The following is a 25,703-nucleotide window of genomic DNA, read 5'->3' as shown; positions in this document are numbered from 1 at the left end:
GTATGGTTATAGTTTAATATAAATTTTTCTTTTATAGAGTATCTGACCGAATATCCAGATAAAGCCGATAAATAAAAGGGCATATATCAGTGAACCCGGATAATCGCCGAATAACGGCTGCATAACACCTTCGTACAAAAACTTCTTTAGGCTGACTACCTGTTCACCGACAGGTAGGGTTATGGTACCTAAGCCAACGGCAACCACCCACCCCAGTACATACATGAAAAGAGGGTTTATGCCAAAAGCTTCAAAGGGGCGGCACCACTTTCTGTGCCCTCGTATGTCAATGATCCAAATCAGTAAAGCTAAGAACAATGAACCTAATCCGCAGGTGACGATGGCATACGAACTTGTCCAAAGTTTCTTATTGACCGGGTCAAGGTATTGGAGCAAATAGCCGGTAAATAGCAATATAGCTCCGAAAATAAAAATCTGTTCGATCCGCTTATGGTTGTCTTTGATATCCGTTATAATATGCCCGACGAAAGCCCCCAACATAACATGCGCTATACCGGGCAGGGTGCTCAATAGTCCCAGAGGTTCGAAAGGAAAGGTTTCTCCACCGGGCAGGGTTTCTTTGATGATATGCCCGGCTCCTAATACGGTAGTGTCAATGATCGCCAGCAGGTTGCCGGAAGATTGTACATAACCGTTAAAGATTTGCATAACAAGCACATACGCCAAAAGTATGCCCGCACTAACCCATAAGTAATATTTCTTTCCTGCTATCTGAGTAAGGAATGCCGCTCCGCAATACGCCAGCGCTAAGCGTTGCATCACCCCGAGAATGCGTAAACTTTCCAGTGCGAATGTGCCTGCACAAATCTTGGAAAAGGCTTCCAGAGCCAAACCTACTACAAAAAGTGAAAGCGTACGCCTTAGTATTTTAACAATCAACTGCCGACTCAATTCACCCTTGTATCTGCCGAATGAAATATGCAGGGAAACTCCCATAATGAACATGAAGAAAGGGAAGACCAAATCGGTGGGGGTAAGTCCGTTCCATTGCGCATGTTGCAATGGCGCATAGACATATTTCCAGGAACCGGGATTGTTTACCATGATCATTCCTGCTATAGTAATCCCTCTCATCACATCCAGTGCAAGTAATCTATGTTGATGGGTCGACATGTTCATTTTTGAATGCAATAATGGTTTCGATACTGTGTCGGGGTGATATTATATATCCGTTTAAAGGCTTTCGACAGATTAATATAATCTTCATATCCCAGATCAAATGCAACTTCGGATACAGATTTATCGGAAGTAATCAGCTTCTCGGCAAACCATGACAACCGTTGTTTAAGTATATATTGATAGATGGATTCGCCTACCGTACTCTTGAACCGCTTTTCGAGTACCCGGCGCGAAACATGTACCTGTCCGAGTATCTCTTTGATGGTGATCTGCCGGTTGTTGTCATCTTCAATCATGCGGATAGTAGATAGCACCAATGGATCGTCGATGGCATAGCCTTCGGTAGATTTCCTTCTTTCGATCCGGATAGGGTTTATCGTAATGTTGAATTGCGGCAAATCCCGGTTGTTGATGATCTGATGCAAATGACATGCTGCCTGGTATCCTCCATTTTCGACATCAAGAACGATGGACGACAGGGGCGGATCGGACATGTTGCATAGTATTTCATCATTATCCACGCCAAGCACGGCGATATCTTCGGGTACCCGGATATTGTTGAGGCAACATACCTCGGTGATGCGCAGAGCAAATGCATCGTCACAAGCAAAGAGAGCTATGGGTTTGGGTAGTTCCTGGAGCCATTTGCCCAAGGCGGTAAGATCGGAAGTGGAACCATAACGTATGTTATATTCTTCGTTATAACATATCAGATTATGACCACTTTCCGTAATCTTCTCGCGGAAGCCGTCTTCGCGCTCCCTCGACCACACCGTCGTACGTGTACCGTAGAAGGCAAAATTCTTATATCGCTTTTTCAGGAAATAGTTGGCGGCCATGATGCCTGTTCCCCAATAATCGCCTGTGATATTCGAAATGCCACTCACCCTGTCGGTGTAGTTCTGAATTATAATTGGAATACCTATTGATTTTAATCTTTGTATATTTACGTTGGATATTTGCCCGATAATGGCATCAGCACCCCACTTTTGCGCAATCTTAATCACCGTATTTTCATACCGGTCGTCCTGGCTTAGAGGAATGCGGTAGAAACTCCATCCGCCCACTTCTTTTGAATACCTGAGAAAACCCCTGAGCATCAGGCGGCTATATTCGCTGGTAAAATCTGATAGTAGTAGAATCCTAAGCATGTTTTCTGGTATTAGATAGATAAAATGATCTTTTAAATGCTTAATACAAATATAGAGAGATCTATCTACTAATAAACGTCAATGAGCGTTTTATTATTGTGAATTTGCGTCAACTTAATATTTATAATGAAAAAACGCAGAGAACCAATTGCTGATTCCCCACGTTTCTTACATTTCAAAAAGAGGGTTTATCTTTATCTCACTTCAACTTTCTGTTCTTTCACGTTATATCCGGAGGCGGTGATAATCAAACCGTTCGTGTCGGGTTTGGCATTATCCGTATCGCAATGAAGCACTACTTTCTCGCCGGGTAGGATGCTGATGTAATTATCATCCCAATACGACGGGCATACAATCTCGCCTTGTGCATCTTTCAGTTTCAAACAGGTAAAAAGCGCAATAGTCGAAGAAGGATTTTCTATTTCCAACCGGATTAGCTTGCCGTTTTTACTATCTTGAAGAGAGGTATTCAGTTTCAAATCGACGTTGGGCATTTTGCGCAGATCTTTAAAATCGGCAAAGCCTGTCATGGGTGTTCCTACCCAATCGGTTTTCTTCCAGTCATATTCATTGGGTATGGACGACAGGCAGTAGAAGTTCTCTGCGATTTGTTCTCCGGCAGCGTTGTAGATATTCAATGATACGAAAGAGTTTTTCAGGGTATTTTCTATCGTGAATATCTTCTTTGATGAGTTGGGTTCGGTAGAAAATGCAATTTCTTCTTCGTATACCGGCTTCGAGTCTATGGAGAAACCTTTGATTACGGCTTTCAATCCTTCACCGGGCGTCAGTGTTTCGTTCACAGCATATATGCCGTTATCTTTATAGTTATATATGAGTTGGTGCGGCATGTTTGCAGTTTTCACCCCATAGTAGGCCGGTACGGGTATTTGGTAATAATCGTACAACTGCCAGTATAGTGAGGGCCATGCAGAGTTCAACATCCACTGAATAAGCCCGGTAGCTTCCTTGCGATTCACGCGGAAGGCTTCGAACATGCTCTTTGTAGATTCATAATTGAGCAAGTATGCGCTTTGAAGATATTCCTGAAGGTTTTCAGGTTTGCCGTACATTCCATCAATCACATTGTTTTGGAAATCAAGTGTATTTAAAGCTACGCGGGCGGTAGTACAGTGGTAATTCCATACGTCGTTCAAGGGCCAGAGCTTATCTTCGGGAATCATTTTCACGATCGACTCATAGACGGGCATCTGAGCGCCGGGACCTGTTTCGGTGTTGAATCCGTAGGCTCCGCCGTATATGGAATCAAGAAACCAGTAGTCCGGACCGACATATTCGTAAGGGCCTACCATCTTCATTCCGGTTCGTCCGGTAACAGAGCTGGTTAATCCTTTTGCCGAACCGATATACGGACGGTTGTCTATGGTTGGCAGAAGCGCCATATATTTCTTTTCCAACTCGGGACGCAACAATTTATCGCTACCGCCATACCAGGCTATGATACTGGGATGGTTTCTGAGCCACACCACCTGATCGTTCAGGAAGCGGGTAAGCAGGTTCATGTCTTCTTCGGTGCGGATGCATCCAAACTCATCGTCGGGAACGCCCAGATAGCCTTTCCACTCCCATTGGCAACTCCAGCCTACGAGTGCGAGGATACCGTATTTGTCGCACATATCGTATAGATTTTGGCTATTGCCCCAGATGTTCTCGAAGCGTATGGTATTCATATTCATATCGCGCACGTACTTCACTTGCCGTTCGTTGGTTTCGGGGGTGTCGCGCAGGAAGATGTCGTCCGTCCACCCGGCACCTTTGATGAGTACTTTCTGACCATTGAGGATAAAGCCCCTGTGTCCGGCTTCGGTGAAATAGGTATCAATCTGGCGGATACCGAAAGTGACGTCTTCCTGGGAAGTGATGTTGTTTTTTGCGATGAACTTTAGGTTGAGTTGGTATAATTCCGGTTGGCCCAGATCAGCGCTCCACCATAAGCGGGGATTGAGGATATGGAGGTCTTTGATGGTTTCCGGGTCTATCTTTACGACTTTTCTTTCTTTTGCATCGAGCTTTACGGGTATGGTGAACTTGATGTTTCCGATCTCTCCCACCAACTTTCCGCTGACGCTCTTATCGGATAGGTTGGAGAGTTCGGTTTCGACAGTCACCCAGGCCTCTTTCAGGGTTTCGGTGTTTACGCGCGATTGTACGTGGGTGTTTTTCATCTTCACATCTCCGGTAATGTTCAGTCTTACCTCCCGGAAGATGCCCATGCTTTCGTCTAATGGTCTTGGATTCCAATCGACAAAGCCAATGTTGGGCTCGGCAACCTGGGCACGGAATATCTCTACTGCGAGTACATTATCTTCCCCGGCAACATCGGTTATGTCGTACGAGAAGCGGCAAAAAGGTCCATACATATCTTCTTTAGAGGCTATCTGCCGGCCATTGAGCCAAACATTTGCTCTATAGGTGATTCCGTCGAAGTCGAGACTGATGTGTCTGTTTTTATCTTCTTTAGATAGTTTGAATGTGGTACGATACCACCAGGACGAATCGAAAGGCGTTTTGTCTGCCTCTTTATAATTCATGTCGATAAGTAAATCTTTATACAGTCCGTTGGCAGTCAATACTCCCATAACGGTAGAGGGTACGGTTGCTTTATACCAATCGCTGGTGGAAACGTTTGTTGAAGATAGCGCCTGTCCGTTGGCCACGGTCTTACCGGATTGCTGGATTTGCCAGTTGTCCGACAGTAGAACTTGCCTGTTCTCGGCAATCATGTTTGTACATGCCAACAAATTTGCACATACAAGGATGGATACTAGAATTGAACTAAAGTGTTTCTTCATGGTTTTTTCTTTCTTTATGTGGAACAAAAGTACACCAAACACGATAGAGCTTTTGCGCACATTTGCGAATAAAAATTGTCGATTTGCGGAAATATGCCGAATAACATTTTATACCAATCTCTGATTTCCATCTCTATTCCCTCCTTTTTAGTGGGGTTATGATGTAATAGAAAGATACGTCATTGCGAGAACTTGTTCGAAGCAATCCAGAAAACGGCTAATCCCTAGCATACTGGATTGCTTTGGGGCAAGCCCCTCGCAATGACGTGCCCTTTCTGTTTCCTTCATTTCCAACCCGTTTTGACTATTTTGTTTATTAACCATTCTTACCCCTATTTCGACCTTCATTTGGTTGCTGCCATTATAAATGAAAAACGTACAGGAAGTAGCACTCATTTCGCTAAAAGCCTTTGTCCATCGGCCACCCAAGGATGGTACTTACCCCTTTATTTGCTAGCATTCGTCTAGCACTGGTAGCACCAGACCCAAAATCGGAGAAATCATCAAGAAGAAATATATGCAATTGCACTGGGTCAAATGCTATATGAGTGCTAGCAAAAAATAGAGGAAGTCTCATTCTTATATCCCCATGACTAACGGGTTGAAGGAAATGAGTGCTACCTTTTACATGTTTTTGAAAACATATAGTAGAATCACCAAACTCTTATAGAACTCGGGCTGAGTTCCTATAGAGTTAGCTCTGAGTTCCTATAGAGTTGAGTGCGAGTTCTTATAGAATCCGGAAGCAGTTCTTATTGAATTGCAGCAGATTTCGGATCAGAATGCACCATAGTACTCTGGCAATTCTACCATACCACCCTGGCTGTGCTACCATGCCGCCCAACGAGTCGTAGGATACTACCCAACGACCACCACCATAGTACCCTACGGACGCTACGATAGTATGCTGTAACTACAACACTTAATGATAGTTATTTAAACTCAGTATGTGCGTACCCTCCTCCTATATCTTTTCGGTTTTCTCGCCTTCACCCCCTAAATGCCGATGAATAGACAGATATAACAAGGTGAAGAAAACATTTTTCTTTTCTTCTGTAGGGGTAGAATTATAACCCAACTACCAAGGCATTTGCATTAAAACTTAATTTAAGCAATTATCTATATATAATTTTATAAGATAACAGTGAGAATATGCAAAGTTGTTGCATATTCTCACTGTTATTTTGCAAATAATAAAGCAGTTCGTGATATTGTTTGATAATAGTTTGTTTGTTTCCACCTTTTTATTTTACTTTACGTATAATAAAAAAGGAGGAAAAAAAACAGATATATTAAAAGAAAGACATATTGCATAACTTGCAGACAATTATTTGGCTTGGTTAAATCTGGTAAATTTAAAAAGAAGTTCAAAATAATAAGTCATAGCATAGTTTGTACCCATAAAGGGCGCGGACTGCTTTTCTTATTTGAACTTCGGGCTTACCAGAGCCTTACCAAGCAAAGAGGAAAAAGTGATGATCGTGTCCTTTTTCTATTGTATAAACAGCCAGAATATTCAAAACTGTTAGCATATAGATATTTCTTGCTTTGAAAAAAGAAAGAGTGAAAGTAGAGAACAATGGTGTACTAATTTTAAAAAACAAACAATATTATGAGAAAAATAGTTTTATTCTCTTTGATGACATTCATATCATCAGTTAGTTTTTCACAAAAAACAACAACACAAAATCTTCAAGAACAATGCATTGCTACATATCAAGAAATTGATTTTGTTCCAAATGGAAGTTATAAACTTACTCAAACATTAAAAAGCAATAATGGTGGAGCGAGATCAACCATTATTAATGGTAGAATGAAAAATGGTAAAAAGATTGGTGTATGGACGGGAACCATATCTTTTTCCAACTGGATTAATGGTAACAGCATTGCAATAACTGGCAATATTAGTTTTAAAAGAAGTTATTCCGAATCTAACCCTGGAGTAATGAATGGATCTTTTTCATATATCCAAAATACCACAGAAAAAAAGGCTTCATATTCATATATTTACAAGAAATGGGAATATACTCCACATAATCCTGGAACAACAAAAACGAATATTACATTTTCAATGATAAATGGATTGCTAGATGGAAAATTATTTGTGTCTGATACAAGATTTGGTAATAATTATAATGCCTCCTTTAAAAATGGCGTACAAGTAGGAACATCCGAATCCGTTACTAAATTAGGATACAAATATAAATATGAATTTGATGATAATGGATATGTACGAAGATTCATCGAAATGAAACCTGAAGGTTGGGGTAATGAACTCAATTTTACCGATGAAGACATACAAAATAAAGATCAATATGAAATCGTAAAAGTTAAACATGGTGGTGAATCATTTCCATATTTCACGTATTATATGAATTGTACTGATATTGTTTCGTATTTTATGACCGAAGTAATTGGAAGTAATACATCTGATGATAAGATTGATAACTCATGTTATTATTATGTATTAGAAGTACCCAATAATAAAACATTAATTGGTAATGTACCACAACACATTATAGATCAATTAGAAAGAAATAAAGAAACTGCAAAGGAGCAAAAAGATATAAACGAAGCATTGGAATACTGGAAAAAAATCAAAAGCCAAATAGATACAGCAGATTTATCATCTTTTGACAATAACGAACATTATATAAAAATTGATGACAAATTGGTTGAAAGTGCATGGTTCGTATTTACTAGGAATTTTTTATATGAATATGCGCAAGATACAATATTTCAAACTCGCCACAATAATTCTGAAATAAAAAGGTTTATTGAGAATTATAAAGATTGGTTATCAATAATAAAAAATGAATATGAAGATTTTAGAATTAAAAAGAATAATGTTATTAATGACCTCAAAAAGATTGATGGCTCTTTAACAAATGAGACTGCATGGGATTATGCACTTAAGAATAGAAAATATACTGGAAAGAAAAATATACGAGATGAATATGTTTATGATTATGAACCATTGAAACAAAATATTGCGAAAAGACTACAGGAAAAGAAAACAGAAATGGAAAATGAATTAATATCTGATAATGATTTAATTTATTATTTCTTAGAATTTGGTAAATGGTCACCAGCTAGGGATAAATTCCTACCACCAACAAAATTAACATTAGAAGAACTAAAAGTATATCAAAAATGGATTGTTGATAAGAAAATAAAAAGGTTTGAAAAATCAGGTACGTATGAATTATACACTGATATAAATAAAGAGATAGAAAGCAAGATAAAAAACAAGTATAATATAAATCAATTTAATGCTGGAATGATCAAGGTATTGAAACTTAAGACAAAAGCAAAATAATAAATCTTTTGATAAGAATTTAGGAACTCCTTCTCTGTTATATACAATTATACTAACAACAAATATTATATGATTAATCAAAACCCCAATTACTACATACTATGGATTACAAATTAGATTACATCTCTCGTTTATTTGCTAAAATTAGTAAGAAAAGGATTGAAACTTATGTCATTGCCCGAATCTGGAATCAATTAGATAATGACAAGGTGCAATTTGTTACACAACAATACATTCGGCGTACACAAGATAAATATGCTATGGCAGATTTATATCTTCCACAAATAAACCTTTTCATCGAAATAAATGAAGAGTTTCACAAAAACAATGAAGAGGTAGACCGGGTGAGAAATGAAGAAATAGTCAACGTTACCCATGCCGAAGTTAAGATCATCGATTGTGACACTCCATTGGAGAGTATTCATTTACAAATAACAGAGGTAGTAGAACTTATTCGCAGAAAAATAGACGAACAAGGAGAAAAATTCAAACCGTGGGAAGGTGATAATACTCTTTCCGTAGAATACCATCAAAAGAAAGGATATTTATCTGCCAATGAAAAAGATAGTGTACGTACCATTGATGAAGCTTTTGCCATATTCAATGTTAAGGCTAAACACAGAGGGTTCTTACGTGTATCGGGAGTTGCTCTTCCATACGAAAAGAATACTACGGTATGGTGCCCCAATAGCAATCACCGAATTTGGGGCAATGAATTATCGGAAGATGAATTAACCATTTATGAATACAATAAGACCGATGAAAAGGAGCGTACCAATCATGTAAACCATTGGATCAATCATCCTCACCACCGGATAACTTTCTTCCGCGGAAAAGATGAACTGGGCTTTTGTTTTTATCGCTTCGTAGGAGTGTTTGAAATTGATAGAGATAAATCACTTAAGGAAAATAAATGTGTTTGGAAACGTATCGAGGACTATTATAAACTTTATGTATAACATATAAATCGTAAAATAAATGACAGTTACAGGTAAACGAGCTCAAGAGATTCGAGAGAAAAGAATCAGTGATAAAGAAGAGGATATACAAGATCGTATAGATGACTTATCATGTTCTTCTGATAGAATCAATGATCATTTTTCTGATTACAGAGAGATGAAAAGAAAGGGACAAAAGAAAGATCGCTTGGGATATACATTAAAGTATCACAAAGAACAAATCGAGAATGAAATTTCCGAACTCGAAGATAATATAATAAGATTAAAAAGTCTCAATAAAGACAATTGTGTGATACCGCATTACCAACAGAAAGTAGAAAAATGGCGCGAAGCTCTAAACGATTTGGACGACCAACTTGCAGAATCAAAAAGTACAGGTTTGTTTAGTGGATTGTTCAATGCTCCCAAAAAGGAAAAGGATATAACACTTACAGTAGCGTCTTCCACAAAAAAGAAGGTAGAAGAAATTGAAGTTTTTTCCAGTGATTCAGAAAAAATCAAGGCTACTCTTGCCAAATTGAGTACTAATATAGATTCAAAGATTGAAGGTCTCCTTTCTACAAACAAGGCTATAGCATCCGACATATCAAAATTCGACACTAACATTGCAGTACTAAAATCCATTGCTCCTGACGATTCAATAATTTCCTATTTCGAATCTAAGCAGAAAGAATGGAAAACGAAGATGGAGAGAGCTAAGTTGAGCTTGATAGTTATTGTCTCCGTGGTCATTATATTTTTCCTATTATATTCGTTATTTACAGAGGGTACGGTTTAATAGTCGAAATACCTAAGTACACTGAATACGTATTGAATTAATTTAAGAGAATAAATGTATCTGAGAGCATATCGCAGATTATTATCAGCTTTAAACTATAATATTATGGATAAAAAATCGGAAATAGAAAACATCAAAAAGCGTATTGAACAAGAAAAAGGGAAGATAAAAGCTTGCCAAAGTAATATTGCTCACTTCCGCCGTAGCGGTCGTGCGACATATCAAATAGATGGAGAAAAGAAAAAGATCGAATCAATAAAAAAGACTATTTCCAAAATGAGAGAAGATATAGCTAAAATCAGAAGTAAAAAATAAAAGTATGGGATGTATCACAGGTTTTTTATTACTTTGCAACATTGCATTAATTATTGTTGCAGATATTCTATTATGGATGTTCTCCGCAACAATGGGATTATTCGGATTGATAGGTGTAGCCGCTTTTTTTATCGGCTATACATTTAGTGTGGAAATGAGCATTGCTCCGCGCGATTTTTGGGTAAACCCTGAATTTGATATCTTTATCAAAAAACTTGCTTATGCCAATACATGCGCCCTTGTGGCATGGGGAGGAATTATGATGATTGCCGGATTTTGCGGAAATGAATCGGTTATGGAAATAATACACTGGGCGTCAAATTAGCAAATGACAAGAGATTTATTTAACAGATATCTTTGGTTGGTAGATATAATCTACCGTTCCGGTAAAATCACTTTTGAAGACATCAGCAGAAAATGGATAAATAGTGAACTTAGCGGAGGGAAACCTTTTTCTCTCCGCACGTTTCATAATCATCGGAGAGCCATTGAAGAACTCTTCGATATAGATATTATATGCAATAAGAGTGCAGGAAACTATTATTACATAGAGAATGATGACTCTATTAAAAACAATGCGCTCCGACATTGGATATTGGACACGTTTTCTGTAAACTATCTATTAAAGGACAACAACAAGCTGCAAGACAGGATTCTTTTGGAGAATATACCATCGGGCAGAGTATTTCTATCATCTGCAATAGAAAGCATGAAGGAAAATCGCATTTGTCAGATTGTTTATCAAAATTTCGTGCAGGATAAAGCTACAACACTCAAAGTGGAACCATATTGTTTAAAACTTTTCAAAAAGCGGTGGTATCTACTAGCGCTTAACATAGAACGAAAGCAATTACGGATTTATTCACTTGATAGAATAAAAGACTTTATCATAACTGAAGATAGGTTTGAATACCCTTCCTCTTTTCACCCACAAGATTATTTCAGTGTTCATTATGGAATTATCGTCAACGAGGCTATTAAGTCAGAACATATTCAGATTAAAGCTTATGGGATAAAAAAGGATTATATTCGTTCTCTACCATTACATCATAGCCAGGAAGAATTGTTATCTGAGGATACTTTTTCTATATTCCAATATTATATCCGTCCTACTCACGATTTCTATCAGGAACTTTTGTCACATGGCGATGAAATAGAAGTAATATCTCCCGATTGGTTTCGCAAAAAGTTTTCGTCAATCATTGAAAAAATGAATAAGGCTTATTGCTATTCAGAAGAAGACTTATCATGAGGAGGGGCAATTACAAGATTAGTGAATATAGGAGTAAATCTTAAAAGTAGATTGTTAGTTATTGTATAGTTACTATGTAGTTGGGATGCCTTAGGCATCCTAATGGTTTGCCTAGGGCATCTCACTAGGATGGCACCGACCTTTTTTAGGACTAAAACAAAGAGATAATTTAAGTATTCAACTAGTTTTCTACTTAACTCATTATAGTGCTGATTTTGAAAAGAATATAAAAATCCAGGAGTTCCTGGCACCTTGGTTGCGATTATGAGAATTGGGTTAGAGGAATTATAATTCCTGCTTTAAGAGTTCATAAATTTCTTGCCAGTTTTTCTTAAAAAGCTGAGTAGATTCATCTGATAATTGAAGGAAAGTTTGAGAAGAAAAGAAAATATCAGTAGCTTTCTCTTCATCAATATCGTAGTCAAGCATTAGCGTTCCTATTATTCGCTCTCCAATATCTTCGATATTAAACAAGACATCTATGTTTGTATCTGTCTCATTTTCAATCATCATCAATGCTCTGGGTGTACAGAAACAAATTTGATGGGTATCTTCATGATATCGGAGTTCGTTAAGAAAATCTTCTCTTGAAATTTTGCCTTTTAAGAACTTATCTAAACGTCGCTGTATTTTATCATCAGCAATAGGACCCTCTACAATATCGTAATCATGTGCAGGACTTTCATTACTTGGATTTCTGTTTAATACGATAAAATTCAACCATGCATCAGAATAACTATCGAAGCGCAATACTTTATAATTCCACGAAGAAAATGCGCTTTCGAAAAACTCAAACTCAGTAACTACTCCTTGAACACCATGTTTTTGCCCGATTCTTTTTGCCCATTCTTCTGCTTGCTTACGAAAGCGAGTAACATAAAATCCTTGTCCAAAATCCTTATATTTCTCACATTTCGACAGGTCAATCTGTGAAATAGCCATATAGCTTCCATGAAAAACTTTCATTTTAAATAACCTCCATTTTTACGGCATACATCGTATATATCAAGCAATGTCCAATATTTATTGTCGGTATGCAATGCCCACCAATGTTTTGTCAGAAAGTCAAAACCACCATAACGAACTAAATAATGATATGCTTCCGCCATATCCATTTTAAATGCAGCTGCAAATTCAGGTATGATAAAACTAATAAAACTAACTTTATCACTTGTTGTTTTATCCAACTTGCGTGTGTTTTCAATTGTCTTATCCATGCTTTCTTTAACTTGTTACTATGCGAAGATAATAATTATTTGAAGTACAGATATTATAAACTCTTAAAATAATCACACGGTCAATAAAACTTTTACTTGTGCGGAAGAGTGACGGAAGGCATTACAAAAAAACACTTCGCACGTCTTTATCCATACGAACCTGTTTTAAAACAAAATAGAATGATGAAAACGTTCACTTATCCGCTTCTCCCTGTCGACATTGTTTTTCATCCGTCATGGTGGAATAAACATACCGGAATCATTTTTGATGAAGATTTCTTCTATCATCCGGTACGGCGTGTCGAAGATGAGCGCCGAATGGAGAAAGAACTTTATGAACGTTTTGGCGAATTCGGATTGGGCGCAGACAAGGATAAAGACCTTCCACAGATCGGAGCCGTTCATCTGGCAGCGGGATATTTACTCTCGGAGATGCTGGGCTGCAAGATTGAATACAGCGACAATTCCTCTCCACAAGTTATCTGCCCCTATCGCGAGGACTTTGAAATTGACGAAGAAGCCGCTTTCCAAAGCAGTGATTTCAAAAAACTACTTAAACTGATTGAAGCACTCAAAGCCAAATACGGCTATGTGTGTGGCGATATCAACTGGGGCGGCGTACTCAACCTGGCCATCGACCTGAAAGGAGAAAACGCACTGATGGACATGGTGATGCAACCGGAAGAGTGCGAACAGTATTTTCAGAAGATTGCCCGTGTAGTAGAACGTTTCTTCACCTTCATACAATCGCAGAGCGACACGAACTCCATCTCCGTAAACCGGGTGGTACGCCATATCGAAAAGCCCGTATATCTACATTCGGAATGCACACATACCATGATTTCGGAAGAAGATTACCGGAGATTTCTGTTTCCTATTGACGCAATATGGAGCCGGAAGTATCGTCCGTACGGCATTCACTATTGCGGCCGCGACCCTCACCGCCATGCCGCAGCGTATGGCGATCTGCCATTCCTTGATTTCTTCGACCTGGGTTGGGGAGGCGACATTGCTGAAATCCGTAAACATCTGCCCAGTACACTATTGAATATCAGACTGGATCCTACGGCTATCAACAGCTATTCACATGCCGAAATTGAGAAGATCATTACAGATGGCATAGCCGCATCCGGCAATCCTTATCTAACGGGAGTATGCTGCATTAATATGGATGCGGAAACCGACGATGAGAAAGTTCGGACGATTTTCCGCACGGTAGAGGCAGCGAGACAGTATATTAAAGGTTAAAATAGCAGATCAGGCTTTTACCTTGGGTTTATTAATAAACAGAGTCAGATATACGACTAATGCCCCACATAACATTGGGATTAAAGTACCCACAACCCTGTCCCATTTAAAAAAATTTGCAACAATACAATAAACAGAGAGCGTAATAACTACTACTGCCAACCGCTTCATGGGAGTATACCTTTTCTTATACAGCCAGGTAAGCATCAGGTAGCAAATAGGAACAACAAATAATTGCCCTATGGAGAATTGTTCTAATGGAGTTCCTACAAGTTTGGGTACAAAAAATGTATTCAATAGTGCGCCAGCTACAATCATAACAACGATCACAGCGATTTTAGTAAATGTATTCATGGTTGTATTGTGTTTGATTGTTATCAATTAAATAAATAATATATAGCCTGCTTAAGTAAAGGATAGCCATACTTAATCAATAATAGAATGGTTAATGTTCCGATAAACACTCTATCTCTTTTCATTGCTTCTGTTTTAGTAAACCATTTCATTGTTTTCATTTTTTAGTTATTAAATCATTGTTTATCTAATCAGTCGCCAGGCAAAAAGAAAAATCACAAGCACAAGAAAAAAACAAAAGATATTGTACTTTTGTAAAAAACCATTTGATAAAGGCACTATGAAACTAAAAGTATTCCTTCTTACACTCCTAACCGTCAGCTTGTCACTTTCGGCACAACGTACCGAACAGTTATTGGAAAAGAACTGGAAGTTCACTAAAAGTGATTATCCCGAAGCCATGAACCCGGAATTCAACGACTCCCGCTGGGAAACCGTGACCATTCCTCATGACTGGGCCATCTTCGGACCATTCGACCGTAACCACGACTTGCAGAACGTTGCCGTAAGCCAGAACTTTGAGAAAGCGTCTTCCGTAAAAACCGGACGCACCGGAGGTTTACCTTATGTCGGTATCGGCTGGTACCGCACCCAATTCAGTGTAGACAACAGCAACGATCGCCGGGTTACCCTTATCTTCGATGGAGCTATGAGCGAAGCCCGCGTTTATGTTAACGGTAAAGAAGCCTGTTTCTGGCCTTTTGGTTATAATACTTTCCACTGCGACGTGACTGATTTACTCAACGAAAGCGGAACCCCCAACCTACTTGCCGTAAGATTAGAGAACCGTCCGCAATCTTCCCGTTGGTATCCCGGAGCCGGACTTTACCGCAATGTACACGTAGTAACCACCGATAAAGTACATGTACCCGTGTGGGGAACATATATTAGCAGCAAATTTGTACCCAATGGCGATATCCGCATCGAAAACGGGGCGCCCTGCCTCGAGACGGCCTCTGTACGTTTGCAAACCCGCATTGAGAATGCCGGAAAAGAATTTGTACGCATCAAAACAGAAATACATTCACCTGCGGGAACCATCGTTGCATCCAAAGACGATACCCGCAAAATCAACCACGGACAACCATTCGAGCAAAACTTTATCGTTAATGCTCCCGAATTGTGGTCGCCCGAAACACCTCACTTATACAAAGCCGTTTCCAAAATCTATATAAACGAAAAGTTAGTCGATGAGTACACCACCCGGTTCGGTATCCGCGATATTGAGATCATTGCCGATAAAGGGTTCTACCTCAACGGTCAGCACCGTAAATTCCAGGGTGTGTGCAACCATCACGACCTTGGCCCATTGGGAGCCGCCGTCAATGTTGCTGCTCTACGCCGCCAACTTACCATGCTGAAAGATATGGGTTGCGACGCCATCCGCACGGCACACAACATGCCTGCCCCCGAACTTGTTGCCCTTTGCGACGAAATGGGCTTTATGATGATGATAGAACCTTTCGACGAATGGGACATTGCCAAATGCAAAAACGGATACCACCGCTTTTTCAACGAATGGGCGGAGAAAGATATGGTAAACATGCTGCACAATTACCGCAACAACCCTTGTGTAGTGATGTGGAGCATCGGAAATGAAGTACCCACCCAGTGTAGCGAAGAAGGCTACAAAGTAGCTTCCTTCCTGCAAGACATCTGCCACCGCGAAGACCCTACCCGTCCGGTGACCTGCGGAATGGATCAGGTGACCTGCGTACTAAACAACGGTTTCGCAGCCATGATTGATGTACCGGGCTTGAACTATCGCGCTCACCGCTATCAGGAAGCATACGATATGCTACCGCAGAACATTGTGCTTGGTTCCGAAACCGCTTCTACTGTAAGTTCACGCGGCGTATATAAATTCCCGGTAGAGAAACGCCCGCATGCCAAATATGACGACCACCAATCTTCTTCTTACGACCTGGAATACTGTTCCTGGGCTAACGTACCGGATGACGATTTTGCGCTGGCCGATGATCATCAGTGGACCATCGGGCAATTCGTTTGGACAGGATTCGACTATCTGGGCGAACCATCGCCGTATGATACCGACGCATGGCCAAGCCACAGTTCTTTGTTTGGTATCATCGACCTGGCAAGTCTGCCGAAAGATCGCTATTACCTCTATCGCAGTCAATGGAACAAGACGGAAAATACCCTACACGTACTTCCACACTGGACATGGCAGGGACGTGAAGGTGAAATCACTCCGATATTTGTATATACCAACTACCCCACCGCCGAATTATTCGTCAACGGTAAGAGTTACGGTAAAAAGCAAAAGAGCAACGAGTCCCTGCAACACCGCTACCGCCTGATGTGGATGGACGTTGTGTACGAACCAGGCGAAGTGAAAGTCCTAGCCTATGACAAAGCGGGAAAACCTGTAGAAGAAAAGATCATCCGCACCGCCGGAAAACCGGATCATATACAATTAACCGTTGACAGGAAAGAACTCACCGCCGATGGTAAAGATCTGGCATACATTACGGTAAGCGTAGTGGATAAAGACGGTAACCTCTGCCCACATGACAACCGCCTGATTAACTTCTCTACAAAAGGAGCTGGTAAATACCGCGCCTCCGCCAATGGAGATGCTACTTGCCTCGATCTGTTCCATTTGCCACAGATGCACGCCTTCAGCGGACAGTTGACAGCAATCGTACAAGCTGGGGAAACCGCAGGGAATATCCAGTTTGAAGCGAAGGCAAAAGGTTTGAAGAGTGGCAAGATTATGATTACCACGAAATAAGTTTGTAGCGCTGTTTCTTAAGAAGAATAGTGCTATTCTTCTTAAGAAACAGCACTATTCTTCAAACATTGTAACATACACTCTATTTCCCTACCGGATCAATAATAAACGTAAATTCATAATCTCCATAAGGTAAGCGGTATTGCGGCAAGGGCAATGCCCCCCAACTATTGACACAGCCTAATCCCATTTGTGCTTTATCAATACATAGATTGATGCAGTCTACCGGAGTAACTTCGGGAGAGTGACGTTGAATCTTGTGGGTACCTTCGTCCAAAGACGCAATGGAATAATTCAAAGCGGAAGCAGAGAAAGGATCTTCTGCCACAAACTGTAATCCATAACCACCGGTATTCAGTTGATTCCAATAGCGAATATCTGTTTTCGTACCCGTTTCCTGCGGACGGATATAAGGATAGAACTGTTCGGAAACAGTTTGAGCATATTTCCCGATAAAGGTAGAATGATTACGGTCTGAATAGTTCTCTATAGGTCCACGCCCATAATATTCAATTTCATCATAAGATTGTGGCATTTGAAGTTGCATCCCGAAACGGAAAAGATCAGGGACTTCCGCATTCTTATCTGCCGTCATCTTTTGAGTAACTTTGATAGCACCCTTATTAGATATAGTATAACTCAATGATAGTTTTGCAGAAACTACAGGCATTTCATATTCGGCTGAAACAGTGATCTGATCGTTAGCTGATTCGTGTTTAAGTGAAGTCAGTTTCATTTCAGGATTCAACCAGACACGGTATTTATTCTGTAGGTTAGCACCCATATCATTATCTGTAGGAGCACGCCAGAAGTTTGGAGTAAGACGGCTACCCTCATTAAGCATTACCCTGCCTCCTACTTCATATCTGCACAAGAGGCCATCGCGGCGGCTAAAGTCAAGGACAAAATCTTCCCCCTTTACAATTAGATAATACATATCATTGTCGATAGCAACAGGGGCAACAGTTTTAATATGACTTTGAGTTATATTCTGTATGTCTATAACAGGTGCCTGATAAGGCTGGATTACAAGCTGATCTTTGGCAACCAGAAAGCCAGCGGGTAATAAAGTTTCAGCCGATTTAAGTCTATAATAAACGTTCAACAAGACTTCGGTATTTTCGTTTATGTCTGCTAAAGAGTAACTTAGTTTTAGTTTTGCAGTTTGTTGTGAGGCAATTTTCAAGTCATTGACAATTCCGGTTTGTACTACTTCCCCATCACTAAGTAATTGCCATTCCATATAATAGGCTGAAAGGTCACGGAAGAAGTTTTCGTTATACACATTGATCTCTCCATGCTGCAAATCAGAAGGTGTAGTCCAGATAGATTGGTAGAAATATCCCACTTCATACATATGAGGATTAGGTACCCGGTCGGGGCTGATCAAACCGTTATCACAGAAGTTATAATCGGAAGCATCGTATGGGTTAAAGTCACCACCATAGCCATAGATTTCAATACCATTCTTGTTCTTCCAGCGGATGGATTGATCAACGAAATCCCAGATGAAACCACCTTGATACTTGGAGTACTTGCGTACCAGATCCCAGTATTCTTTAAATCCACCCTCGGAGTTACCCATGGCATGGGCGTATTCGCACTGAATCAATGGTTTTTCATAACCGGGGTTTCGGGAGAATTCTTCGCACCACTCGTAATCGGCATACATTGGGAAATACACATCGGAGCATGGACCGTTACCAGCCTGTTCATAAACTACAGGGCGAGTATTATCTTCGTTCTTTATCCATTTATAGCAAGCCTCGAAGTTGGGTCCAAAGCCTGCTTCATTACCTAATGACCAGAAGATGACCGAAGGATGGTTATAATTCCGTTGAACATTCCGTTGGTTTCTTTCCAGATGTGCTTTGGCATACATCGGGTAACTGGCCAGACTATTCGTTGCGGAAACTGTGCCGTGGGATTCAATATTGGCTTCGGCCACTACATACAGTCCGTACTCATCGCATAACTCATACCAAAGGCTATTGTTAGGGTAGTGAGAGGTGCGGACGGCATTCACATTAAATTCTTTCATGATCTTAATGTCCTGGATCATTCGCTCCCGGGAAATGATATAGCCCATATCAGGGTCCATTTCATGACGGTTAACTCCCTTGAAAAGGACAGGCTGGCCATTCACAAGTATCTGGGAATTTTTCTGTTCTACTTTGCGGAAACCAGTCTTAACAGGAATGGCTTCCAGAAGCGTATTGCCGGAAAGCAGACGAGCAGTCAATTGATATAAATAAGGAGTTTCTGCGGTCCATTTTTCGGGTGAGGTTACAGAAAAGGCGGTGGTAAGTTTGCCGGAACCTTTTAAAGTGGTGGTGGCAATGGTGTTCTGTTTAGAATCGGTCAGTTGAAGCTCTACAGTGCCGGAACCTTTTAGTTGAAGTTCAATATCAAGGGTACCGTTGTTGTATTGCGCATCTAAATCGGGGGTGATGCGAATATCTTGTATGTATTGTTTGTTTCGGGCATAGAGGTAACAATCACGCCCTACACCGGACAGGCGGAAGAAGTCCTGATCTTCGAGATAGGTACCGTCGCACCAGCGGAATACCTGAAAGGCGATCAGGTTCTTGCCGGGTTTCAGGTATGGGGTAAGGTTAAACTCGGCTTCCAGTTTGCTGTCCTCACTATAGCCTACGTATTTTCCATTTACCCATAGGTACATATTGGAAGTGACGGAGCCAAAATGGGCAAAGATTTCTTTGCCTTTCCAATCGGTGGGAAGGGTAATCTCCTTGCGGTAGGAACCTACATGGTTATTCTCTACGGGAAACTCTGGGGGATTATTCTTATATTGGTGCCGCCACGGATAACCGATGTTGACGTAAAGGGGATCGCCATAGCCGTTGAGTTCCCAGATAGCGGGTACTTTAAGATTGTCCCATCCTTTATCGTTGAAGTCCATGCGATAGAAGTCGAGGGGGCGTTGATCGGAGTTACTCACCCAATTGAATTTCCAGAAGCCATTCAGGGTCATGTAATTGGCAGACTCTTCTTTAATAGCTTTACCAGCAGCTTCTACGGATTCATATGCGAAATAGTTGGTATGCATCGGGGCGCGGTTTACAGAGTTTACCTCCGGGTTGCGCCATTCGTTGTTTTGCGCTTGTCCTGCTACACCCAAAAGGGCGAGGCTGTATACAAGACTACAGGAGAGGATGTATTTTTTAATGTTCATATATATTTCAGTAAATTGGTATATATTATTTAATAGGCCGGTAAATGGCAAGGCAATCTTAGATGCCGCAGGAACCAGGATTCCTGTAGGGGCGGTTCGCGAACCGCCCGAAAATGGATTCCTGTGTATTCTGTGTATTGGGCGGTTCTCGAACCGCCCCTACAGGATTGGTTGTTTGGTCAACCCCAGTTCTATGCAGTGTCTTAATACCTATATTTTGTCCGGTTCGTTATATCCGACATATTGGAAACCGGAATAAGTGTAAAGCCCCACTTATATTCCTGATTAGCAAAGATGCTGTACTCCGGTTCGGGTCGTGCACCCCAGCTATTATACCCGGCTACGCCGGATTGTTTCATGTCAACGCAGACTTCGACAAAATCGCGCGGAATGATATCATACTCGTGGGTTTGCTTTCTTAATACGTCTTTGGCGGCTGTATAGTCCTTATTGGCTAGCTCTTCGGGTGACATATTACGCCATTGATAATCCGCATCGGATTCCTGGGAATCAAAGTCCTCTACCGAGTTTCGCAATGCATTGAAACCAATGGTCTGATCTGCAAGGATAAGTAATCCTTTTCCGTTGGTCATATTTAGTGCTACCCAACGGGTATCAGTATGATGACCGTTTTCCTGCGGACGAACATACGGATAATACATCGCTTCGGCCGTTGTTTTATAAAGCCCCACGAGAGTGCCCTTCTGACGATCAAGATAGTTCTCTTCCGGTCCCCGGCCTAAATACTGCACCTGATCCATCGCAACCGGCAAGCGGAAACGTATACCGATGCGGGGGACTTCGAGGGTAGAACTTTCTCTTCTGCGGCGATCTCTTTCGGCACTCTCTGATTGTGTGGCTTCGCGCGCCTCTGCGGTGAGTTCGGCCTTGGCTTCCTCGGCTGTGGTCGAAGTAAAGGTAATAGAGGCGTTCACGATACCTGTTGGATATATTTTATAATCTACCAGGTAGTTGTTTCCGGCAGCCAGTTCGTAGTTAACAGACAGCAGGACAAGGTGATCTTTCTTTGTGGCTTTCACCGCAGCAACTTTAAAGTTCCTGCTGGATTCTTTCCATACCTGAAGGCGTTTGGGAGCACCGTTTCCATAATCATTATCCACGGGAGCACGCCAGAAATTGGGCTGCACACCGAAGTTATCCATAAAATATTCCATGCCATCTACTTTATACGAGCTCACCACCCCTTTGTTTTTATCAAAAACAAAGGCAAGTTTGGAAGAGGTTACAGATACGTGATCTGCGGACTCGGAGATGTTCAACAAAGGATTGCTGCCGCTTGCATACATGGGCCGGGCTTGTTGTGCCGGTAATTCGAACTGTTCGTGTGCAATCTGATGTCCGGCAGGTACAAGAGGTTCCGCTTCTTTAGTAATGACCTCGAAGTTCACAAAGTATTCCACTCCGGGTTTTTCTTTAAAATAGCCAAACGGGATGTTTATCATTGCAGATTGCTGTGGAGCAAGTGATAAAGGTATAGTACCTTCTTTCAGTTTCTTGCTTCCTTCAAATATCTTATATACAATCTTGTATTTGAATAAATCGGTAAAGTAGAAACGGTTTATTACTTTGAATTGCCCTTGACGGGCATCCACCGCTTCGAAACCGACATTCTGATGTACATACTTGACTTCTGCCATAGCCGGGTGCGGGTCCTGGTTGGGGTTAACGATTCCATCGGCTACAAAGTTACCGTCTGATGGTTGATCTTTGCCAAAGTCTCCGCCGTATGCCCAGAAAGGTTTACCGTTCTTATCTTTAATCTTCACAGCATGGTCAATCCATTCCCAGATGTATCCACCTTGTAGGTTGGGGTATTGATAAACATGCTTCCATTGATCATAGAGGTTACCGTTGGAGTTGCCCATGGCGTGCGAATATTCGGAAGGAATATAGGGACGATTGTCTGCGCTTTCCACTCCCCTTCCGTTCTTGCCGTAGTATTCAAAAGAAGCTGCCGAAGGGTATTGAGGTACCACCATATCGGTGTTCCACTCCTCCAATGCTCTTTCGTAGCATACGGGACGGGACATAAGGCTTGCATCCAGGTCTTTCAACAAGGCATAACCGTTATAGAAGTTATATCCATTGCCGGCTTCGTTTCCTAATGACCAGATGGTTACGGATGCATAGTTCTTGTTGCGCTCAAACATGTTACGTATGCGCGAGAGGTGGCTTTCCAGAAAATCCGGGTTATGTCCCAGGGTTCCTTTCTTACTGCCGTCTTCATGTCCTGCAGCGCCTTTGCGCATATCATCCTGATAGATGGTGTAATACAATCCATGCGATTCAATGTTAGCCTCATCATATACATACAGTCCATACTCATCGCACATTTCGTAAAACTTCCGGTCTTGCGGATAGTGGCTCAGGCGTACGGAATTGATGTTATTGAGTTTCATCAGTTCGAAGTTACGGCGCATTTGTTCAGGAGTTATGTAATGTCCGGTTTCGATGGTTTCGTGTATGTTTACGCCTTTCAGTTTAATGGGTTGACCATTAAAATAGAACAGACGTAAGGGTTTTCCGTTGACGATGTATTCGCTGTCCTTTATTTCTATCCGGCGGAACCCGACTTTGAAGGGGATAACTTCTTGTAGTTTTCCATCGGCTTCGATATTCATCAGGAGTTGATAGAGGTTAGGATGTTCGGCCGTCCAGGTGGAGACATTGGGAAGATTGTATGCGAAATCAATAGTTTTAGCTTCCGAAAGGTTCGAGCCGCACAGTATAAGAACCAGTGGTTACAATAGTTCCTTTAGCGGTAAGCAACTGATAGTTGACCTTTACGTCTTTGGCGGATGGCTGGCTATTTGCAATATCTACACCTAGTTTAAAGATACCGTCTTGATAAGTATCACCGAGTGTTGAAACGATACGGAAATCTTTTATCGCTGTTTTGGGTTGCGACCAGATAAAGACGTCGCGTTCTATACCGCTCATCCGTAGGAAGTCCTGGCATTCCAACCATGACCCGGTGCTCCACCGGAAAATCTTGAGGGTAAGTACGTTGGTACCGGCTTGAAGATAGGGGTTAATCAGGAATTCGGCCGGGTCTTTGGAGTCTTCGCTATAGCCCACTTCTTTCCCGTTGATGTAGACATACACGCCTGATTTTGCTCCGGCAAGGTGCAGGAAGATATCGCGGTTCAGCCAGTCGGCGGGTATTTCGATATCACGACGGTAAACACCTACCGGATTTTCTTCGGGCAGCAAGGGAGCCACAGGGTTCCATGTGGCAAATTCAAAGGGTTGGTTCACGTAGAAGGCTTCTCCGTGTCTTTGGAGTTCCCAGTTGCCGGGTACTTGGATATCCGTCCAGATGCTGGTATCGGCAGTTGGGGAGGTGATATCGGTGGGAAGGTCTTTGTATCTGTCGACAAAGTAGAACTTCCAGGTTCCGTTGAGCAGGTAGTAGTGCTTGCTGTTTTCATAGTTATGAGTAACGGCTGCTTCGGGGGTATGGTAACTCATAAAACTGGTGCGAGGAGGTTGTTTGTTAACCTCGACAATGTTTACGTCTTTCCAGTATGGAAGGGGCACGGTTTCCTGAGCGGTTAGCTGGCCTGCTTGCAGGAAGAGGCCAATGCTTAAGAGGGATGTGTATAGTTTGTTCATTGAAAAGATCATGGTATTAGTTTAAGTTGGATGGGCGGTTCGCGAACCGCCCCTACATTTTACTCAGCAAAAGTCAAACCTTTTACTTTATCCCATGCACCGCGCGTAAAATCCGGAACTTCTACAGGTGCACCGTTATTCTGAACTGAGAGTTCAGTTAATGGCACCAGGCACGACCATTCTGCTGCATCGTACACGTCCTGATCTAGCGGTAGACCATTACGCAGGCAGTGCACCAGGCGGTAATCCATGATATAATCCATGCCGCCGTGAGATATGGCTCCCAACTCCGCAGCCTGTTTTCCGGCTTCTTTGTAGAAAGGATGCTCGTAAACCGTCAGGATAGAATCCAGTTGATGATCTGATAACTGGTTGTGCGCATTCGGTTCCAAAGCGATGTGTGTAAGCGGATACTTCTGTGCAAATCCTTTTGTTCCGCTCACCAGGTGAATGCGGCTGTATGGACGCGGACTGGTTACATCGTGTTGGATCATGATGGTTTTACCTTTCTCGGTCTTAATGAGGGAAGTATTCATGTCACCCAGTTTATAAGGCTGTTTAGCTTGTGGAGAATCTTTGCCGTAACGTTCTTCCGCATACGCCGTAATACCAAACTGGTCGGAAGATACGGATACCAGATAATTCATCTTATCGCCACGGTGGATGTTTAGTATCTGGCATACCGGGCCGAGGCCATGTGTAGGATATGGATTTCCGCTATGTTCGATATTGTAAGCCATACGCCATTTCTTCCAGTAGCCTACCAGTCCGGGGCCGTCGCCTTCGGTGTTGCCTACACCGGGGGTATAGGTACTTCCTTCGGTAAGGCGGTCGTTCAGGTTTAGCTCGCGCAGGTCGTGGATGTATGCACCTTCCACATGAACGATTTCGCCGAATACACCTTGTTGCGCCATATTCAGTGTGGCGAGTTCAAAGCGGTCATAGCAACAGTTTTCGAGCATCATGCAATGGCGGCGGGTCTTCTCTGCCGTGTTCACCAACTGCCAACATTCGTCGAGCGATACGGCAGCGGGCACTTCAATGGCCACATGCTTGCCGTGCTCCATGCCATAGACAGCAATAGGGGTATGGCTCAACCAATCGGTACAGATGTAAATGAGGTCGATGTCGTCGCGTTCGCACACTTGTTTGTAACCATCATCGCCCGAATATTCTTGTGCAGGGGTAAAGTTGGCGTGAGCAAGCAATCCACGTGCTTTTTCGAGGTTGTAAGGTTCCAGATCGCAAAGGGCTTTGATCTCCACGCCCGGAATGGAAAGGAAACGATGCACGGCTGCCAGGCCACGCATACCCACACCGACAAAAGCTACACGAACGGTTGGAAGGGGTTCGCAACGCAGGCCGAGTACATCTGTCTGCCCTGCCGGACGGGACGGTGTTTCTACCTTAATTATTCCTTGCTGTGCAGCATGGTTACTACAAGAAATGCAGAACAAGGCGATAAGTGAGTACAGTAATAGATTCTTCATTTTCAATTATTTTATGGTTTATGATTCTTCTTTTCACAAATGTATGCGCAGGAGAGGCAAAATGCTTTGCAGGATGGTTT

16 protein-coding genes and 1 pseudogene are annotated in these 25,703 nt (G+C 41.7%); 8 read left to right on the top strand and 9 right to left on the bottom strand.

Annotation, left to right across the window (positions count from 1 at the left end; all coding sequences use genetic code 11):
• Window positions 1-6: 6 nt before the first annotated feature.
• The 3 genes from D0T87_RS10760 to D0T87_RS10750 form a co-directional block, all read right to left on the bottom strand.
• Window positions 7-1,134 carry an acyltransferase family protein gene (locus tag D0T87_RS10760; RefSeq protein WP_370526836.1) on the bottom strand — a complete coding sequence of 376 codons (1,128 nt, stop codon included), beginning with the start codon at window positions 1,132-1,134 and terminating at the stop codon, window positions 7-9.
• Between the two features lie 2 nt (window positions 1,135-1,136).
• Window positions 1,137-2,291 carry a DNA-binding transcriptional regulator gene (locus D0T87_RS10755; protein WP_163175126.1) on the bottom strand — a complete coding sequence of 385 codons (1,155 nt, stop codon included), beginning with the start codon at window positions 2,289-2,291 and terminating at the stop codon, window positions 1,137-1,139.
• A gap of 194 nt (window positions 2,292-2,485) precedes the next feature.
• Window positions 2,486-5,104, bottom strand: a complete 2,619-nt coding sequence (locus D0T87_RS10750) for a sugar-binding domain-containing protein (RefSeq protein WP_163175125.1) — start codon at window positions 5,102-5,104, stop codon at window positions 2,486-2,488.
• A 1,612-nt stretch (window positions 5,105-6,716) separates the two neighbouring features.
• Between D0T87_RS10750 and D0T87_RS10745 the strand changes: the two genes are divergently transcribed.
• From D0T87_RS10745 to D0T87_RS10720, 6 genes are all read left to right on the top strand, one after another.
• The gene (locus tag D0T87_RS10745) at window positions 6,717-8,423 is read left to right on the top strand and encodes a hypothetical protein (RefSeq protein ID WP_163175124.1); all 1,707 of its coding nucleotides are present in this window, start codon (window positions 6,717-6,719) and stop codon (window positions 8,421-8,423) included.
• A 101-nt stretch (window positions 8,424-8,524) separates the two neighbouring features.
• Window positions 8,525-9,382, top strand: coding sequence for an AbaSI family restriction endonuclease (locus D0T87_RS10740; protein WP_163175123.1), 858 nt, complete (start codon window positions 8,525-8,527; stop codon window positions 9,380-9,382).
• A gap of 19 nt (window positions 9,383-9,401) precedes the next feature.
• Entirely contained in the window at window positions 9,402-10,160 is a 759-nt protein-coding gene (locus D0T87_RS10735; protein ID WP_163175122.1) for a hypothetical protein, read from the top strand.
• Window positions 10,161-10,265: 105 nt separating this feature from the next.
• Complete coding sequence (locus tag D0T87_RS10730) at window positions 10,266-10,475, top strand: hypothetical protein (protein WP_163175121.1); 210 nt, start codon at window positions 10,266-10,268, stop codon at window positions 10,473-10,475.
• Window positions 10,476-10,479: 4 nt separating this feature from the next.
• Complete coding sequence (locus D0T87_RS10725) at window positions 10,480-10,800, top strand: hypothetical protein (protein ID WP_163175120.1); 321 nt, start codon at window positions 10,480-10,482, stop codon at window positions 10,798-10,800.
• A gap of 3 nt (window positions 10,801-10,803) precedes the next feature.
• A complete protein-coding gene (locus tag D0T87_RS10720; protein ID WP_163175119.1) occupies window positions 10,804-11,727 on the top strand; it encodes a YafY family protein in 924 nt (307 codons plus the stop codon).
• Window positions 11,728-12,012: 285 nt separating this feature from the next.
• Here D0T87_RS10720 and D0T87_RS10715 read toward each other — a convergent pair whose 3' ends face one another.
• Together D0T87_RS10715 and D0T87_RS10710 are read right to left on the bottom strand one after the other, a co-directional pair.
• The gene (locus D0T87_RS10715) at window positions 12,013-12,693 is read right to left on the bottom strand and encodes a DUF3990 domain-containing protein (RefSeq protein ID WP_163175118.1); all 681 of its coding nucleotides are present in this window, start codon (window positions 12,691-12,693) and stop codon (window positions 12,013-12,015) included.
• Window positions 12,690-12,944 carry a DUF3791 domain-containing protein gene (locus tag D0T87_RS10710; RefSeq protein ID WP_163175117.1) on the bottom strand — a complete coding sequence of 85 codons (255 nt, stop codon included), beginning with the start codon at window positions 12,942-12,944 and terminating at the stop codon, window positions 12,690-12,692. Before D0T87_RS10710 ends, D0T87_RS10715 begins: the two co-directional genes overlap by 4 nt.
• A gap of 180 nt (window positions 12,945-13,124) precedes the next feature.
• Here D0T87_RS10710 and D0T87_RS10705 point away from each other — a divergent pair, with 180 nt between their 5' ends.
• Complete coding sequence (locus tag D0T87_RS10705) at window positions 13,125-14,192, top strand: uroporphyrinogen decarboxylase family protein (RefSeq protein WP_163175116.1); 1,068 nt, start codon at window positions 13,125-13,127, stop codon at window positions 14,190-14,192.
• 9 nt (window positions 14,193-14,201) lie between these two features.
• Here the strand turns inward: D0T87_RS10705 and D0T87_RS10700 are convergent, their stop codons facing one another.
• On the bottom strand, window positions 14,202-14,546 hold the full coding sequence (locus D0T87_RS10700) for a hypothetical protein (RefSeq protein WP_163175115.1): 345 nt from the start codon (window positions 14,544-14,546) through the stop codon (window positions 14,202-14,204).
• Between the two features lie 280 nt (window positions 14,547-14,826).
• Here D0T87_RS10700 and D0T87_RS10695 point away from each other — a divergent pair, with 280 nt between their 5' ends.
• Entirely contained in the window at window positions 14,827-17,301 is a 2,475-nt protein-coding gene (locus D0T87_RS10695) for a DUF4982 domain-containing protein (RefSeq protein WP_163175114.1), read from the top strand.
• A gap of 82 nt (window positions 17,302-17,383) precedes the next feature.
• Here the strand turns inward: D0T87_RS10695 and D0T87_RS10690 are convergent, their stop codons facing one another.
• The 3 genes and pseudogenes from D0T87_RS10690 to D0T87_RS10680 form a co-directional block, all read right to left on the bottom strand.
• Window positions 17,384-20,491 carry a glycoside hydrolase family 2 TIM barrel-domain containing protein gene (locus D0T87_RS10690; protein WP_370526839.1) on the bottom strand — a complete coding sequence of 1,036 codons (3,108 nt, stop codon included), beginning with the start codon at window positions 20,489-20,491 and terminating at the stop codon, window positions 17,384-17,386.
• A 209-nt stretch (window positions 20,492-20,700) separates the two neighbouring features.
• Window positions 20,701-24,145 (bottom strand): annotated as a pseudogene (locus D0T87_RS10685) (glycoside hydrolase family 2 TIM barrel-domain containing protein).
• A 47-nt stretch (window positions 24,146-24,192) separates the two neighbouring features.
• The gene (locus D0T87_RS10680) at window positions 24,193-25,623 is read right to left on the bottom strand and encodes a Gfo/Idh/MocA family protein (protein WP_163175112.1); all 1,431 of its coding nucleotides are present in this window, start codon (window positions 25,621-25,623) and stop codon (window positions 24,193-24,195) included.
• Window positions 25,624-25,703 lie beyond the last annotated feature (80 nt).

The sequence above is a fragment of the Bacteroides sp. 51 genome, from assembly GCF_010500965.1.
Taxonomy (GTDB): Bacteria; Bacteroidota; Bacteroidia; order Bacteroidales; family Bacteroidaceae; genus Bacteroides.
The sequence above is the reverse complement of the archived record's forward strand: the minus strand, read 5'-3'. Positions and strand labels throughout refer to the sequence as shown.

What these genes read in the sequence shown, in the direction of transcription:
- D0T87_RS10730 (WP_163175121.1), top strand. Translation starts at nt 10,266, where the DNA reads ATGGATAAAAAATCGGAAATAGAAAACATCAAAAAGCGTATTGAACAA.
- D0T87_RS10700 (WP_163175115.1), bottom strand. Translation starts at nt 14,546, where the DNA reads ATGAATACATTTACTAAAATCGCTGTGATCGTTGTTATGATTGTAGCT.
- D0T87_RS10710 (WP_163175117.1), bottom strand. Translation starts at nt 12,944, where the DNA reads ATGGATAAGACAATTGAAAACACACGCAAGTTGGATAAAACAACAAGT.
- D0T87_RS10695 (WP_163175114.1), top strand. Translation starts at nt 14,827, where the DNA reads ATGAAACTAAAAGTATTCCTTCTTACACTCCTAACCGTCAGCTTGTCA.
- D0T87_RS10705 (WP_163175116.1), top strand. Translation starts at nt 13,125, where the DNA reads ATGATGAAAACGTTCACTTATCCGCTTCTCCCTGTCGACATTGTTTTT.
- D0T87_RS10715 (WP_163175118.1), bottom strand. Translation starts at nt 12,693, where the DNA reads ATGAAAGTTTTTCATGGAAGCTATATGGCTATTTCACAGATTGACCTG.
- D0T87_RS10760 (WP_370526836.1), bottom strand. Translation starts at nt 1,134, where the DNA reads ATGTCGACCCATCAACATAGATTACTTGCACTGGATGTGATGAGAGGG.
- D0T87_RS10735 (WP_163175122.1), top strand. Translation starts at nt 9,402, where the DNA reads ATGACAGTTACAGGTAAACGAGCTCAAGAGATTCGAGAGAAAAGAATC.
- D0T87_RS10720 (WP_163175119.1), top strand. Translation starts at nt 10,804, where the DNA reads ATGACAAGAGATTTATTTAACAGATATCTTTGGTTGGTAGATATAATC.
- D0T87_RS10680 (WP_163175112.1), bottom strand. Translation starts at nt 25,623, where the DNA reads ATGAAGAATCTATTACTGTACTCACTTATCGCCTTGTTCTGCATTTCT.
- D0T87_RS10750 (WP_163175125.1), bottom strand. Translation starts at nt 5,104, where the DNA reads ATGAAGAAACACTTTAGTTCAATTCTAGTATCCATCCTTGTATGTGCA.
- D0T87_RS10725 (WP_163175120.1), top strand. Translation starts at nt 10,480, where the DNA reads ATGGGATGTATCACAGGTTTTTTATTACTTTGCAACATTGCATTAATT.
- D0T87_RS10740 (WP_163175123.1), top strand. Translation starts at nt 8,525, where the DNA reads ATGGATTACAAATTAGATTACATCTCTCGTTTATTTGCTAAAATTAGT.
- D0T87_RS10755 (WP_163175126.1), bottom strand. Translation starts at nt 2,291, where the DNA reads ATGCTTAGGATTCTACTACTATCAGATTTTACCAGCGAATATAGCCGC.
- D0T87_RS10745 (WP_163175124.1), top strand. Translation starts at nt 6,717, where the DNA reads ATGAGAAAAATAGTTTTATTCTCTTTGATGACATTCATATCATCAGTT.